The sequence below is a fragment of the Algoriphagus sp. AGSA1 genome (assembly GCF_021390545.1).
Lineage (GTDB): Bacteria > Bacteroidota > Bacteroidia > Cytophagales > Cyclobacteriaceae > Algoriphagus.
In genome coordinates, this window is sequence record NZ_JAJUWR010000063.1 from 1 (window position 1) to 15,808 (window position 15,808).

The 15,808-nt window shown below is 43.1% G+C and carries 13 protein-coding genes; 5 read left to right on the forward strand and 8 right to left on the reverse strand.

Annotated elements, in window-relative coordinates; translation table 11 throughout:
* Positions 1-380 precede the first annotated feature (380 nt).
* The 4 genes from LZF95_RS25870 to LZF95_RS25885 form a co-directional block, all read right to left on the reverse strand.
* Positions 381-2,651 (reverse strand): molybdopterin cofactor-binding domain-containing protein, encoded by a 2,271-nt coding sequence (locus LZF95_RS25870; RefSeq protein ID WP_233758382.1) that lies wholly within the window; start codon positions 2,649-2,651, stop codon positions 381-383.
* A 12-nt stretch (positions 2,652-2,663) separates the two neighbouring features.
* Positions 2,664-3,122, reverse strand: a complete 459-nt coding sequence (locus LZF95_RS25875) for a (2Fe-2S)-binding protein (protein ID WP_233758384.1) — start codon at positions 3,120-3,122, stop codon at positions 2,664-2,666.
* Positions 3,123-3,509: 387 nt separating this feature from the next.
* Complete coding sequence (locus LZF95_RS25880; protein WP_233758386.1) at positions 3,510-4,403, reverse strand: alpha/beta hydrolase; 894 nt, start codon at positions 4,401-4,403, stop codon at positions 3,510-3,512.
* A gap of 171 nt (positions 4,404-4,574) precedes the next feature.
* Complete coding sequence (locus tag LZF95_RS25885) at positions 4,575-4,994, reverse strand: AraC family transcriptional regulator (protein ID WP_233758387.1); 420 nt, start codon at positions 4,992-4,994, stop codon at positions 4,575-4,577.
* A 336-nt stretch (positions 4,995-5,330) separates the two neighbouring features.
* Between LZF95_RS25885 and LZF95_RS25890 the strand changes: the two genes are divergently transcribed.
* Both LZF95_RS25890 and LZF95_RS25895 read left to right on the forward strand, forming a co-directional pair.
* Positions 5,331-6,329, forward strand: coding sequence for a sensor histidine kinase (locus tag LZF95_RS25890; RefSeq protein ID WP_233758388.1), 999 nt, complete (start codon positions 5,331-5,333; stop codon positions 6,327-6,329).
* The gene (locus LZF95_RS25895; protein ID WP_233758389.1) at positions 6,326-7,033 is read left to right on the forward strand and encodes a LytTR family DNA-binding domain-containing protein; all 708 of its coding nucleotides are present in this window, start codon (positions 6,326-6,328) and stop codon (positions 7,031-7,033) included. The genes LZF95_RS25890 and LZF95_RS25895 overlap by 4 nt, the downstream gene beginning before the upstream one ends.
* Positions 7,034-7,642: 609 nt before the next feature.
* Here LZF95_RS25895 and LZF95_RS25900 read toward each other — a convergent pair.
* Entirely contained in the window at positions 7,643-8,041 is a 399-nt protein-coding gene (locus tag LZF95_RS25900; RefSeq protein WP_233758390.1) for an XRE family transcriptional regulator, read from the reverse strand.
* Positions 8,042-8,448: 407 nt separating this feature from the next.
* Between LZF95_RS25900 and LZF95_RS25905 the strand changes: the two genes are divergently transcribed.
* Positions 8,449-8,691, forward strand: a complete 243-nt coding sequence (locus LZF95_RS25905) for a hypothetical protein (RefSeq protein ID WP_233758391.1) — start codon at positions 8,449-8,451, stop codon at positions 8,689-8,691.
* A 34-nt stretch (positions 8,692-8,725) separates the two neighbouring features.
* Entirely contained in the window at positions 8,726-9,022 is a 297-nt protein-coding gene (locus LZF95_RS25910; RefSeq protein WP_233758392.1) for a hypothetical protein, read from the forward strand.
* 229 nt (positions 9,023-9,251) lie between these two features.
* Here the strand turns inward: LZF95_RS25910 and LZF95_RS25915 are convergent, their stop codons facing one another.
* From LZF95_RS25915 to LZF95_RS25925, 3 genes are all read right to left on the reverse strand, one after another.
* On the reverse strand, positions 9,252-11,528 hold the full coding sequence (locus LZF95_RS25915) for a molybdopterin cofactor-binding domain-containing protein (RefSeq protein WP_233758393.1): 2,277 nt from the start codon (positions 11,526-11,528) through the stop codon (positions 9,252-9,254).
* A gap of 6 nt (positions 11,529-11,534) precedes the next feature.
* Positions 11,535-11,999: a (2Fe-2S)-binding protein gene (locus LZF95_RS25920; RefSeq protein ID WP_233758394.1), complete on the reverse strand. Its 465-nt coding sequence runs from the start codon at positions 11,997-11,999 to the stop codon at positions 11,535-11,537.
* Between the two features lie 362 nt (positions 12,000-12,361).
* Positions 12,362-13,120, reverse strand: a complete 759-nt coding sequence (locus LZF95_RS25925) for a sulfite exporter TauE/SafE family protein (protein WP_233758395.1) — start codon at positions 13,118-13,120, stop codon at positions 12,362-12,364.
* Positions 13,121-13,409: 289 nt separating this feature from the next.
* Here LZF95_RS25925 and LZF95_RS25930 point away from each other — a divergent pair, with 289 nt between their 5' ends.
* On the forward strand, positions 13,410-15,566 hold the full coding sequence (locus LZF95_RS25930; protein ID WP_233758397.1) for a TonB-dependent receptor: 2,157 nt from the start codon (positions 13,410-13,412) through the stop codon (positions 15,564-15,566).
* Positions 15,567-15,808: the final 242 nt, after the last annotated feature.

A 15,808-nucleotide genomic window follows, 5' to 3' on the forward strand; every position in this document is an offset into this window, starting at 1 on the left:
CGCATGAACAGGTTCTAATCTATAGAAACCGCCTTGGTACGATAGACGTATGCCGGGTGGTGTGGGGGGACAGCGGTGAAAGCCGCTTCCTACCCGATTGACCCTGGACGAAGTGCAGGGTGCTGGAAATAAAGCAGTTGGCCAGCCCTGAAAGGGCGATATATTTATTAAGAAAGACTTTTTGAAATAGCACCTGGTTTCGACCCTCCCAAGGCTGTAAAGTTTGTTGTTATCTGCCTACCCCCGGCTTTGCCGAGGGTTATGAATGGTTGCAACCCTCCGGGTTTTACATCCTTTGCGATGAAATCGAGCCTGTCGGCAGGTGGGCTTTAAAAGACAAATAATTGACATAGTCGCGAGCCATTTAATGTGCAAACGAGTTACATTCTCAGATTTTCCATCTGCATGATTTGTGGCTGGAACGGCTGCTCGTAAAGTCGCTTGCCGGTTGCCTTGTAGAGAGAATTGCCCAAAGCAGCGAAAACAGGAGGGAAGAGTGGTTCACCTAATCCGGTAGGATCTTCATTGTTTTGCACAAAATGCACCTCGATTTTCTTCGGTGCTTCACTGTGTCGGATCATTCGATACTTGTCAAAGTTTGTCTTGGTCGGCGCTCCGTTTTCAAAAGTCATTTCCCCATAGAAAGCATTACCTATTCCATCTACAATCGCCCCTTCCCCCATATTTGCTGCGGCATCAGGATTGACCACAATGCCACAATCTACCGCCGCATACACATTTTCTACCACCGGTTGATTGTCTTTGATAGTAATATCTATTACCTCTGCGACATAAGAATTGTGACAGAAATAGGCAGAAACACCTCGGTAAAAATTTGATTTGACAGTATCCCAACCTGATTTTTCCCTCACCAATTCCAATACTCCTGCATAGCGTTTAGGATCGTAATCGTTATCTGTTCCCACAGGATTGGTTTCAGCTCTTTTCAGTAACTCTAGCCGGAAATCAATCGGATCTTTCCCCATTTCTTCTGCGAGTTCATCCAGAAAACTCTGCTCTGCCCCTGCAATAAAGTTGGATCGTGGCGCACGGAAAGCACCGATGGTGATATTTGATTCGATCTGCCATCCTTCAGCCAGGTAATTGTCAATAGCTCCGGCAGGAAATCTATTTGCGTGGATTGGAGATTCTGGGATCCCGCCAGCCTTCACATGAAGTGCAAGTAGCATATTGTCTTCATCCAGAGCAGCACGGTAAGTGGCCGAGTAAGTTGGCCTGTAAACGCCGGAAGTCATATCATCTTCCCGGGTATAGATCATTTTGACTGGGGCTTGGATTTTTTGCGAGATCAATGCTGTTTCCACCATATGATGGCTGTATGCCCTACGTCCAAAACCACCACCCATACGGGCGAGATTGATCTGGATGTTTTCTTTTTCGATCCCCAAACTACTGACAAGGGCGCCCATGATAAAGTCAGGTATTTGAGAAGGGCCGTAAATAACTGCTTTATTGCCTTTGACATCCGCAAAGCAATTTACAGGTTCCATGGTATTATGTGCCAGGAAAGGGGCAGTGTAGGTTCTCTCAAGAACTCTGGCCGCCACTTTGAAAGCGCCTTCCGGATCCCCGTCTTTTCGAAGTACATTTCCTGGCTTAGTAATGTACTCAGCCATTTTTTCTTTGTGTGTACTGGAATTTTCCAAGCCTGCCGGCACATTGATTTTAGTAGTTTGACCATCTCTTCCGGCCATAGGGAAAGTGCTTTCTGGCGCCTTTTCCCAGTCGGCTTTGAGATTTTTCTTAGCTTGGAGTACCTCCCATGTAGAATTTCCCACGATGGCGATAATCTCCGGGAAAGTGGTCGTGTCAAAATTATGTCTGGCATAATCATCCTTGAAGACGTTGATTACAAAAACGTCTTGAATTCCTGACATTTCTGTCACAGAGCTTTTTTCAAAGGATTTGAGCTTCATTCCAAAAGCAGGAGGATGAACTATGGCCGCATATTTCATTCCTTCTACTTTGTGGTCTAAGGCAAACATAGGCTTACCTGTCACGATCTTGGAGCCATCCACATTCTTTTTGGAGTTGCCGATTATCTTGAAATCCTTAATTTCCTTCAGCTTCACAGTTTCAGGATCCGGAGCTTCCAAGGTTCCTGCTAGAGAAGCCATTTCACCGTATCCGGCTTTTTTCCCTGAGGATTTATGTTCGATTGTTCCGGCATTGGTGGTGATTTCAGCGGCAGGTACCTTCCAGGTTTGGGCAGCGGCAGCGACTAAGAGATGTCTTGCTGTGGCTCCAGCTGTACGAAGTGGTATCCACCCTGACCTAACTCCCTGACTTCCTCCGGTAAATTGTCGTTCGAAGCGCTTAGGGTAGAAGTCTGCCTGTTCCACAAAGACGTTTTTCCAATCAACATCCAGCTCTTCCGCAAGAAGCATAGGGAGGGAAGTTTTTACATTTGAACCGAATTCAGGATTTGGGTTAAATAAGGTAACAGCTCCATTTTCACCGATTTTGATATAGCTGTTGATCTCAAACCACTCATCAGGCATAGTCAGCACTTCTTCAGCAGTAGGTTTACACCCGGCCAGCCAACTAAAGCTCAGCATCATTCCCCCACTGGCCAGTGTAGAGACTTTCAAGAAAGATCTTCTATTTATTTTTTTATCAAGTAATGTCATGATTGTGGCAGATTAGATGTTTTGGGATGCTGTTTTGATCGCAGCTTTGATTCGTGTGTATGTTCCGCAGCGACAGATATTCCCGTCCATGGCATTATCTATATCCCCATCACTAGGTGTTGGATTTTTCTTAAGCAGTGCTGCTGCTGACATGATTTGCCCTGTCTGACAATAACCGCATTGGGGCACATCATGGGCTAGCCATGCTTTTTGTACAGGATGATCACCGGTTTCTGACAAACCTTCTATGGTAACCACTTTTTTATCTTCAACCACACTGACAGGATAGGAACATGACCTAACTGCCTCTCCTTCTACATGGACTGTACATGCACCGCATTGTGCTATACCGCAGCCGAATTTGGTACCCACTAGATCCAGATGATCTCGCAAAACCCATAACAAAGGAGTATTGGGATCTACATCTACATTCATGGATTTTCCGTTGATATTTAAATTATACTGTGCCATAAGTGTTGTATTTGTCTCTAAATTAGTTATTTACAAGGAATGATGCTTACGAAAATCAAACGAAGCGCATTTTCTTCCGCTGAATTGGACTATTTAAATGGATTCTAATTTCAACCCGGATTATGCATTAGGTTTCGTTATGAAGGTATTAATTGCAAGAAAATCAGGCTGTTTGGAAACTGAGTCCGCCGCGGCGGATATGGTGAAGTTGAAAACAGCAATATAATGACTGATTTTGAAGCAATTAATGGCTGTAATAGAATTGCTAATGTATATTTCGGGTTCAACTAGCTATTCAGCAGATTGACAAAGGGTTGATTGGTATTGGGCTTCCATCGCTTTGGAAACAGCATTTTCCAACACACCAAAATTTCGGTTCACGGATTTTCAATCCAGACTTTTTCGCAAAAAGGCCATCACTTTCGTTCTGATTTCCTCTGCGTCAAACATAGGCCCGAAGTGGGGAGCATCTTTGACAATAATCAGTTCATTGGGGACGCCTTTCACAGTGAGCCAAGAACTTAACAAATGAGATTGCCTGGGGGAGACCATATCGTCTTTCTCTCCATGAATAATCAGAAAAGGAGGATCATTTTCATCTACATAACTAACAGGACTTGCGGCTTTTGCCAAGTCCGGCCTATCGAGCGGAGCTGCTCCGATCAAGATTCCTTCGGGAGAGCCGGCATCATTTGCACCCGGGAAAAGGGTCAAATCTGCCGGACCATAGAAATCCACCACACCTTTAAAGTGGAAATCCTTGTTGCTTTCCGGTAAGAAAAAAGCATCCACATTGTTGTTCTTGGCCAATCCCACCATGGAGGCCAGATGCCCTCCGGCAGAAAAGCCCATGACCACCATGCGCTCAATATCAAATCCGTAGGTATCAGCATTGTCAACCAAATAAGAAATGGCCGCATTGCAGTCCCGCATTTGAGCCGGGAAAACTGCTTGTGTGCTAAAACGATAATCGATGGAGGCCAAGGCATAGCCACTTTCGATGATTTCCGAAATGGTTTCTTTCATATAGCCCATGTCCGCATATTTGTCGTTGCTCAGCCAGGCTCCCCCATGGATGAATACCACCAAAGGAACTTTTTCAATGGCATTTCCCGGTAAATAAATGTCCAACAAGTGTTTTTTTAAAGTGTCATTTTGGTAGGCGATGTTGCCATGAAGCACGGTTCCTTCCGGGAAAAGATTGATTACGCGATTGCTTTGGGAAAAACTAGGGGTTGTGCCAAGGCAAAGAAACAGAAAAGCTATAAGTGCATTTTTCATTCAGTGTTTATTTTGGGTTGATGTTGTGATTCCTAAAAGTTACCTCAAGTGAGTTATCTATCAAAGGTTTTGTTTAACGTACATGCTATAGGGCTCACAAGATGATGTATGAGGTTAGCTTTAAAAAAGCCAAGCCCACCTGGACTTGGTCTTTCTGGTTACCTAATCTATCTATGTTTTAGTTTCTGTTAGTGATTTTCGGTATTGAGTTGGATTCATATTCATGGCTTTCTTGAAAAAGTTATTGAAATGTGTCACTTCTGTGAATCCCAATGCATAGGATATTTCAGAGACATTCCAGTCGCTTTGCTCCAACAGCCGCTTGGATTCGACAAGAATTCTGTCCCGTATGATGACTGACGTTGGTTTGTTAAAGATTGCGTTTACGGTTCTATTGAGATGGTTTACATGAACGCATAGTTTTTCCGCAAAATCCGAGGCTGATCTTAGCTTTAAATTGGTACGCAGATCAGTTATAGGAAATTGACTTTCCAGCAGCTTCAGAAAATCCGTACTGATTCTCTTCGCTGCGGAACTTGACGGTACTTCAGTTTTGATTTTTCGGTGTATCTTGGTTACAGTTTGGATCATAAGGTTTTCTGATCTCGCTTTATATTTTTAGGCGATATGTGTGTTGCTGACACAACTTAAAGAGCTAAAAAGGAATAGGAATAAGAGGAAATACTTCATAGTCTATATGAATTGATTATACTAAATAGACGGAAAAATATCCTGGGGTTTGGATGAAATCTATAGACAGCCAGGTTCTCTCATCCAGATAACAGATTTGATCTACGAATGAAAAAGGAGGTTTTTTATATAGACTTTTTTTAACACTTATTGGATAAAAGAGGTATTCTATAGATCACAATTGTCAGTTGGATGATCTCTGGGATTTGGTGTTATTTAAAAGTCTAAATTTCGAGTATGAAAAACAATGTAATATCGCGTCCGGCATTCTATGCGCTGCATGTCCTTTTCTGGATTTGCTATGGGGTGATATTATTTGCCTCACTTAGTAACTGGACCAGATCTCCCGATGCTGTGTGGAAGGCCGTGATCTCTGATGTGCTGACTTCTTCATCTATAGCATATATCAATTATTATTTACTCCTGCCACGGCTTTATAAAAAAAGTAGATATTCAGCCTACATTTTGGCATCTATCGCCTTGGTGGTCATTATTGTGTTTTTGAGGGTCTATTTTCTCGGGATGAGCCATATGTCTGTTACCTATACTTATTTTATCAGATCGGTACCGGCTATTGGTTTTTACCTGATCTCTACAGTGATCTGGTTTTTTGCCAATCTCATCAAAGCACAGAGAAATGAAATGGAACTAAGAAACAACCAGTTGGCGTCTGAGCTGAAGTTTCTGAAACTTCAACTCAGTCCGCATTTTCTCTTTAATACCCTGAATAATATTTATTCCATGGCTTATTTCAGCGATAGCAACACCGCACCGGCGATCATGAAGCTGTCCGGAATGATGCGCCATATGCTCTATGAAGATCAGGGTATGTTTGTTTCGCTTTCCAAAGAAATCTCCTTTATGGAAAATTTCATAGAGCTTTGGAGACTCAAGCTAGATGAAAATCCTGTTATAATTTTCAAACATAAAGGGGTACGGGAAAGCCATGAAATTGCCCATTTGATCTTTCTTGTTTTCCTGGAAAATGCCTTTAAACACGGCAACACCATCGATGGATCCATAGAGATAAATCTGCATATCAACGCCGGTGACCAGCTGTTTTTCTATATCAAAAATGATGTAATCGATGCCCGGAAAACGGCGGAAGAAGAGAGTGGGGTAGGGCTGACAAATGTGAAGAAGAGGTTGAATCTGATCTATCCGGGAAAGCATGAGCTGCTTATGGAACAGAACGCTACTTCCTTTGAAGTGAAACTAACCATAGACTTAAAATGAAGTACCGAATACTAATTGTCGACGATGAGCCACCAGCAAGGAAATTGCTTTCGGACTACGTGTCCAAAGTTGCAAATCTGGAATTGGCGGCTGTGTGCGGTAATGGGGAGGAAGCGATGGCGTTTCTGAGGGAAAATCCTGTGGATATCCTTTTGCTGGATATCCGCATGCCTCTGATGACAGGGTTGGATTTGCTGAGTGAATTGACGGATAAACCACTCACCATATTCGTAACAGCCTATGAAGAATATGCGGTGAAGGGCTATGAGCTGGATGTGATTGACTACCTGATGAAACCGGTTTCTTTTGACCGATTCAGAAAGGCAATTGATAAAGCTATGGAATACCTTTCGGTACAAGTAGTGGGTGAGGAAATTTTTGATAAGCCCGATTACTTTTTCATTAAGACTGATACGAGAATTGTGAAATTTCTCTTTGCAGAAGTGGAGGCAATCGAAGCTCAGCGGGAATATATCAAGATCATCACACCAACTAGAAAAGTGATGTCGTTGGTCTCCCTCACCGGGATTGCCAATGCGTTGCCAGCGGAATTTGTACGCATTCACCGTTCCTTCATTATTAATATGCGACATATCGATGAAGTCCAGTCCAATGAAATCTTGATTGGAAAAGATTTATATCCGATCAGTCGGAATTATAGAGACGAGTTTTTTAAGAAGTTGGGAGATAGGAAATTGTTATAGGTGACACGGATGCTTTTTTATGACTAATGGACTGGTTTAGTGAGCTTTAAAGTGGGAAAATATTTTCGGTGTTAGCGATTGTTTCTCCCTATAAATAGGATTGATACTTGGGTTTTTACAGGATAAAAGACTGTAAAGCTGAATATTCTACCAGGAATAACTCTTGTATAATATAACTGTAAACCACTGTTTGCTATGATGAGTAGAAGCTTATAAATAAACAAATTGATACTAATCTGAAGCCAAATCAAAGAAGCTTTAAGCTGTTGATTTGGCTGTTTTATTACATCTTCTCCTTGGGTTTAAAAATTCCATTTTCAAAAAGTTCAACACCCTTCGGGGTTGCCCACCTCCATCTTGACCTTCATTTCCCTAGGTGCAACCTAGGGTTATTGAAAGGTTTGACCACTCCGTGGTCATTATTCCCAATAATTGATATTTCAATTCCCGACCCCGAAGGGGGTCAAACTTCTAAATAACCGCGGGTGAAACCCGTGGATAAGGAAATAACTACAAAATCCTTACGACCCCGGAGGGTGTCGAACTGATCCAAAACCAAAAAGCCCATCTGAATAACAGAAAGGCTTCTAGATTGTAGGATTAAGATCCTTATTTATTCAACAACTTCTCCAATCTCGCCATCATCTCATCCTTTTCTTTAAGCATTCGCTCGTAAAGTGCGATTTTCTCTTCGTGGAGTTGGATAAGTTTGTCGATTGGATGGAATGTCGGATTGTTATTAACTACAGAAGAATTGTCATTGAATGTGCTTGAGATTACTGTAATCGCCTGTTCCTCATCAAAATTCTGGAAGGCCTCAACTGGAATTCTGAGAATCTCACCGACTTGACGCAGAAGTTCTTCTTCGACTTCTTCTTTTTGCTCAAGTAGACTGATCTTTTTTTGTGACCAATCATCCCCGAGTTCATGGGCCAAGGCTTCCTGCTTGATGCCCATCATTTCACGGAATCGCTTGATATTTCTGCCGTGGTGGATTTTTTCGTTCATAGTCTGTAAAGTACAATGGAAAAATAAGGATTTCTCCCGAAAGGGAATAAACTAAATTATTCCATTGGAGAGTATGATCCAAGAAAAGGTCAAATTTGCCCGACACTTTTTGTCTGATGAAACTGATTGATTGGGCTAAAGCCCACCAACTCGTTTTTGCCTTTTTGCCTCCCAGCTAAAGCAGGAGGCAATTTAAATGCTGGAATTGATCAATAATCAATAGGAATATGGCTTTAGCCCATCCCAATAAAGAATTCTCTCCAGTCTCTGGCTTTAGCCAAATCACGGGCCTCAAGCAGAATATTTTCAGAATAATTTATTCCTAAACCCTTTCTAATTCATCCTTTTTAGGAATAGACTATCCCTTTGATATCGTGGAAATTGGCTTTAAACAAATCGAAAAAGCCATGCAACCAATCGTGATTCAACTAGGCAATCTTTGCGATTCACCTGTCAACAGAGGTAGAGATATTCATTTACATCTTCCTGAATCTGCATCCAAAGTGATGGACTTATTACTCCAATCGCTGGAAATCAACCGCAAACTGATTGCTGGATTCACCCATCAATGGGAAAATGAAGAAGAACTCTACCGGGAAATTCAAATCTTAATCGAACAGCAAAAAGCACTAGAACTACAGGTAGTTTAAACTCTTAAGGCTTAAAACCGCAAATCCAAACAATATGGCAACTCAATTCAACACAATCAATTTCATCCGAAACTGTACAGTATCCGATAATAGCAATATGATTTATTCTGGATTAGGTCAGGAATGGCTCATACTCTTAAAAAAATTCATTCAGGAACAAGATCAAAGAAATGAAGCTATTAACCAACTATTACATATCATAATGGAATCGGGAGTTACAGAAAGCTCAGCATTTCTTCCAAAAATCATCGAGTTACAGAACGATAACATTAAATACCTCAATATTTTCAAAGAAGTCATCGGGGAAGAATGTGATAAGAATCGAAAATAATTTTCTAGAACAATAATCATTAACCCACTAAAATATATGAAAGCCGCAGCACGCATAAAGCAGATCCGCGAGGATCAAACTTCTCAGTGGCGTAGCCACGGGTGCAACCCGTAGATGACGGAGCAAAGAAGCGATTAACACGACCTCCCTTTCCGGATTTCCTTATATTTCTAAGAGATAAGATGCCGACAAATAATAATTAAGGCCGGATTGTCCGGCCTTAATTATGTCAAATCTTAAACGGTAATTCATAAATCCGCTTCCCTGTCATTTTATATACTGCATTGCACAATGCAGGGATAAATGGAGGTACAGGTGGTTCGCCTACACCCGTGGGCTTTTCTGTGCTTTCAATGATATGTACATGGATTTTTTTAGGAGACTGGGACATTCGGATGACTTGATACCCATCAAAATTATTTTGTTGAACCTGTCCGTTTTCGAATGATATGGCTGAAGTAGTGGCTAAGCTGGTGGCAAATTGGGCTCCGCCTTCAAATTGAGAACGGATTCTATCTGTATTTACAGGCACTCCACAATCTACCACGTAATGAACGTTAGGTATCAGCAATTCACCATTAGCGTCTTTATCTACTTCGACGATACAGGCAACATAGGTCAGGAAGCTTTTATGAGCCGCAAATCCAACGTTTTTTCCCTGCGCCAGTAATTCCTTCCAATTTGCCTCTTGTGCCACTCTGCGAATTACATTTTTTAGACGGCCGGTGTTCCAGGGAAATTTCTCAATAGGTTCTCCATAATTGCCGAAAGTACCTTTTATCTCTTCTTCAAAAGAAATATTTCTGTCTTCCCCGAGTAAATCCAACAGCATATCTACCGGATCCATGCCCCGCGCTTCGGCCACTTCATCGAGCATTCCGTTTACAGCAAAAGAGTGATGGATATTACTTACGGATCTTAACCACCCTATGCGGGTGTGCGCTTTGGATTCATGGGTTTCAATTCGAATATTAGGTACTTCAAAAGGGAAATCTATGCAACCCAGCCCCAGTTCTCCATCTGAGGGATGCAGTTCATCCGGATTGCCGGTCGCTCCGATGGCCGGGAATACGGTATGGTGGTTCCATCCACTGAACTTACCTTCGCTATCCAATGTGACTTTTATGCGCTGAGCACTCAAAGAGTGGTAAAAATCATGGTGAATATCATCCTCTCTTGTCCACTGAACTCTCACAGGAGCTTGGGCGGCTTTGGAGAGCAGGGCTGCTTCCACTATAAAGTCCGGTTTTGATTTTCTGCCAAAACCTCCTCCCAGAAGAGTCACATTTACCCTCACCTGTTCTTCAGGCATACCCAATGCGGTAGCCACGGCTGTTCTCGCCCATTGCGGGTGTTGGGTAGGAGCCCATATTTCACAGAAGTCCGCTTTCCAGTTGGCAATTGCCACAGGAGGTTCCATAGTAGCATGGGCATAATAGGGAGCCACAAAACTTCTTTCCAATACAGTTGTTGCTTTTCGTTGAGCACTGGAAAAATCGCCTTTTTCCCGGCGGATCTGTCCATTGGTCAATGTACTTTTGACCATCTCCTCCAGTTGTTTGGCTGAGCTGTAATTTTGATTTGGCCCTAAGTCCCATTCTACTTCCAGTGCTTTTCTTCCCTGCATAGCAGCCCAGGTATTGTCTGCAAGTACTGCGACACCTTCCAGTGCCTTATCCAAACCGGTGGGAATTCCTTGTCCATCTATTTTTATCACGTGGCTTACCCCGGGGACAGCCAACGCTTTTTCATCCGAAAATAAAACAACTTTTGCTCCGATCACGGGACTTCTCCGGATCACTGCGATTTTCAATCCCGGGATATCTACGTCAGCTCCGAAAACGGCCTTTCCTATGGCAATATTTTTGGCATCATATATCGGCACATCCTTTCCTATGAGCTTATAATCCTTCAGGTTTTTTAGTTTGACGTCCTCTGGGTTAGGGATTTCTTGGTTTTTCAGCTCTTCAATCAACTCTCCGAAATCAACCTTTTTTCCGCCCGAATGAATGACTTGGCCCTTTTCAGTGCGGCATTCGGATGGATCTACTCCCCATTTTCCGGCGGCAGCACTGATAAGCATCAATCTGGCAGTGGCACCTGCTTGCCGCATCGGTTCAAAAAACATGCGGACGGAATAGGATCCATCGGTATTTTGATCTCCGTATTTTTCGTTGTCTCCCTCGGCCTGGATGATTTTTACCTTAGCCCAGTCGGCTCCCAATTCATCTGCGATAATCATCGGAAGAGAGGTACGGATACCTGTACCCATTTCTGATCTATGGGCAATCAAGGTTACCTGATTGTCGGAATCAAGGATCAGGTAAGCATTAGGGGCAAAGGTAATGGGATCACCTTTAGGGCTGCTGCATTGAAAATTCACTCCTAAAAGGAAACCACCGGTGGCCAAGCCACCGATTTTCAGGAATTCCCTTCGGGAAGGGATATAGACCTTGCTTAAATTCTCTGGATCCTGTTTTTTGCGGGAAAGAAATTTTGTGAACATCTGTGGTTATTTCAATGAGTTGGATGCAGTGTGTATGGCTTCTTTAATACGGTTGTAGGTGCCGCATCGGCATATGTTTCCATTCATGGCCGTATCTATTTCCTCATCAGAAGGACTGGGATTTGAGCTTAAAAGCGCAACAGCACTTAGGATCTGCCCTGACTGACAGTAGCCACACTGGGGGACAACGTGCTGTACCCAAGCTTGCTGAACAGGATGGTCTCCGTTGTCTGAAAGTCCCTCGATGGTCGTAATATTGGCGTTGATGTCAACCTCTGAAATCTGAAAACTGCAGGAGCGTATAGGAGAGCCGTCCAGCAGTACTGTGCAGGCACCGCAAAGTCCCTGCCCGCAACCAAATTTGGTTCCTTTGAGCCCGACCAAGTCCCGTATCGCCCACAGTAAAGGCATTTCGCTTTCGGCGGAGATTTCATGAACCTTGTTGTTGATCCGAAGAGAGTATTTTTCCATAGTTTAATTTACTTCTTTTTCTGTTATTACCACAGGGCACCTGATTTTATCTTCTTGAGGTTTTAGAAGGTGAAGTTTGTGAATTGAAATATGCCGGAATTAATAAAAACAAACAATGGATTAAGAAATTCAACTATTTTCTGAATACACTTACTTCAATACAAAAAGCCAAAAAGCCAAAGTGGAATTTTGTTTCCTCCGCCAGTTTTGACCCCGTCGGCAACTATATAGGAATTGGGAGCTCCTTGTATTTGTTGGCTGGTTTTGTTGGGGTCACCTATTTCGAATACATCGCCCCTCATCGGTCTTTTAGCCCAGAGAGCAAAAGAAAATGAGGTGGCCGTAAGGATATAGACCAATGGCTAAATATTTATCTCAAACCCGTGCATCAGCACTAATCTCAGCCCTACATAGATCACCAGCACAGCAGTTAGCCCACCGAGTATTCTCAGGTTGAATTTCTTATTGGACAAGTAGGAACCTATACTTCCACCTAAAACCACTGCAAGTATTAATTTCCAGGTAAGATTCAGGTCAACCATAAATGTGCCCGCAACAGTAAGTCCTACCAATCCTGCAATGGAATTGACCAAAATGAAAACGGAGGCTAAGGCGGCTATCGTTCGGGGGCTAGCCCAGTTCAATAGATTTAAGGTAGGACTAAGGAAAATTCCTCCCCCTATTCCAGAAACTCCTGCTAGCAGTCCTACACTTCCTCCAAGCCCTATTTTTGCAGGAAAACTAAATTCCCTGGACACTGGTCTGGTTTTGATATAGCGTAAGAGCATGGCGATTCCGGATAAGATCAGTGCTGAGCCCAGAACCAAAAAGAAGGCCTGTTGGGATAGCCTTAATTGGGCTCCCAAGTAGGCTACCGGAATACTGGATACCAGAAATGGCCAAAACAGTTTGATATCAAATACTTTGTTCCGGATAAAAAGAAACGTTCCTATACTGACTACGCAAATGTTCAAGAGCAAAGCGGTTGACCTGATCTCATGGAAATCTGTCAGGAACAAGCTCATGAGTGCCAGGTAGCTAGATCCCCCGCCAAATCCAACCGAGCTGTAAAACAATGCAATGATGAAAAAAAGGAATGGGAGATATTCTAGGGTTAGCATGTATAGTAGCGAAATGCAGAAATATGGACGAATACTAATAATTAATCCGGCTTTGAATTTGGTTAATAAATCAGCTACAAACAATCATTTTTGCTTAGCCCAGCTTTTATAATAGGTGATGAATATCCTCATGGGTTTTAGTATCAGGAGAGAAATTAGTAAATATACCAGCTGTTTCTTCCCTTTTTGTTCGCTTATTTCTATAGTAAGTGTAAGGGTTTTTATCCAAAAACATATCTGATATAGGGCTTTGATCCTTAAATTCGCATGAAAACTACCCAATACTTTAATGTCAATGATCAATACCCGGAATATGGCAATGCTGGTTCTTACTGCCGGATTCAACCTTGCTTCACATATTTCTTTTGCCCAAACCAACGATACCCTGCCTGAAACACAGCTAGGGGAAGTCATGGTAACTGCCCAGAAGGAGACCGAAAATCTTCAAAAAGTACCCTTCAGCGTGTCAGCAATCGATGACCGTAAAGTCGAAGAAATGAACCTTTGGCAGACAAAGGACCTCAGAGGTTATATTCCCAATCTCTACACCTCCAATCCCGGAGATAATCGAAACGTGATGTCTATCCGTGGTATCACCACCACTTCTTACGAGCCGGCCGTGGCGACGTATGTGGATGGGGTCAACCAATTTGGACTGGACACCTATTTTTTCCTGCTGAATGATGTGGAAAGAATAGAGGTGCTTCGTGGTCCCCAAGGGACGCTATATGGCAGAAATGCCATGGGTGGTGTGATGAATATCATCACCAAACCAAAATCAGATGAGCTTTCGGGTTTCGTCCGTGCCGATGTGGGAAATTACGGATTCACCAGATTTGCCGCGGGAGTAAAAAGCATGCTTATCCCTCAGAAGTTGTATGGAGGTATATCTGTTTTGTCAGACAGATTAGGGGGATATTATACCAATCTTTACGACGACAGTAATTTTGATAAACAAAAAAACCTGCTGATTGCCGGTAACTTAAATTACCTTTTTGCTGAAAATTGGGAAGCTATCTTAAACTTTAAAAGCAACACGGGCAGAAACAATGGTCCCTTTACCTTGGCCCCTGATCCAGTCTCCGCATTGGAGAATCCTTTCGAGGTCAATCAAAATGCCATTACAGAAATGGTGGACAATAGCCAAAACCTCTCGTTGGTAGTGAAGAATTCCGGCCCAAGGTTCAACTTTTCTTCTCAGACTGCCTATCAGCACAATTACCGCTACTACAAGACTCCGATAGACGGTGATTTCTCGCCCAATGATGGGGTGTCTATAATCAATGATTATGGGAAAAACTGGAATACGGTTTCGGTGTGGACTCAGGAATTCCGGCTGGCTTCAGCTAATACAGGACAGCGATTGAATTGGCAGGTTGGTTTCTTTGGCTTCAATTCCGAGGCTCCTACCAGGCAAGGGATTTATTTTGGTGATGATGCGGCGATGATAGGCTCACCTATCTCCAACTTTACCACTATAAATACAAATGTGGAGACAGGTTATGGGTTGGCGTTTTTTGGGCAGGCCAGCTATAGTTTGACGGAAAGGTTGAAACTGACTGGAGGTCTACGCTCGGATTATGAGAGGAAAAAGCTGACTGTCTCTCAGGAAATGGATTTTGGGCAAGGTGATCCCATGGTGACACAGCCGGATACTACCGGGAGAGTAGATTACAATGCCATTTCCCCAAAGCTGGCATTGGCTTATCAGCTGGGCAATACCAATGAAATCTACGGAAGCTACAGCCGTGGTTTCAGACCGGGAGGCTTGACCCAGATCGGTTCCGATCCGAGCAACCCGCCTCTGTTTGCCTATGAACCTGAGTTTTCAAACAATTTGGAAATCGGTAGCAAGAACTACTTCTTCAACCGAAAGATGCGGGTGAATGTAGCCGCTTTCGTGACTACTATTACTGATGTGCAGGTACCGGGTTTGATTTTGCCGGATGCCATCGTAGTCACCCAGAATGCGGGAGACCTGACCAGTACCGGAGTAGAATGGGAAATCAATGCTATACCTACAAACAGTTTGAGTCTTGACTGGAGCTTCGGATATACCCGGGCAACTTTTGATAAGTTGAATCTTCCAGGTGAATCCGGTGAGGTGGATTACTCAGGAAACAGGCAGATCTTCACACCAGAAATTACCTCCATGGTTGCGGCACAGTGGACACCCCGGTTTTTCAATTCCAACTCCCTTGATTGGATGCTGAGAGGGGAGTGGTTGTACTTCGGTGAGCAGTTTTTCAATCTGGAGAACACAATCAGCCAGGATGCTTTTCAGATTGCCAATGTGAAGTTTGGAGTAGTATCTGATTCCATGGAACTGACCGTTTGGGGCAAGAATATCTTTGATACCACCTATATTGATTACGCCTACAATTTTGGCCCGTCTCACTTGGGAAATCCGGCTACTTTTGGCGTGACAGCGATGTATAAGTTTTGAGATAAACGAGAGAGAGTATGAGATTGCAAGTCCCAGTCTTAGCGGACTGGGCTTTTATATGTCTGTCTTGTCCTTTGATGGTTACAAAAAAGCTTAGCCCATTTGCTGTACTAGTTCTTCGGACTTGGACTAATCATAATGCAGTCTCCCGATTGCAAAAGAGGCAAGTCTGAGCTTATATTATATCCTTGATTGCAGGAGCAGTTATACTTTTGAACTATTCTAGTGGAGAGAAGGGCAGT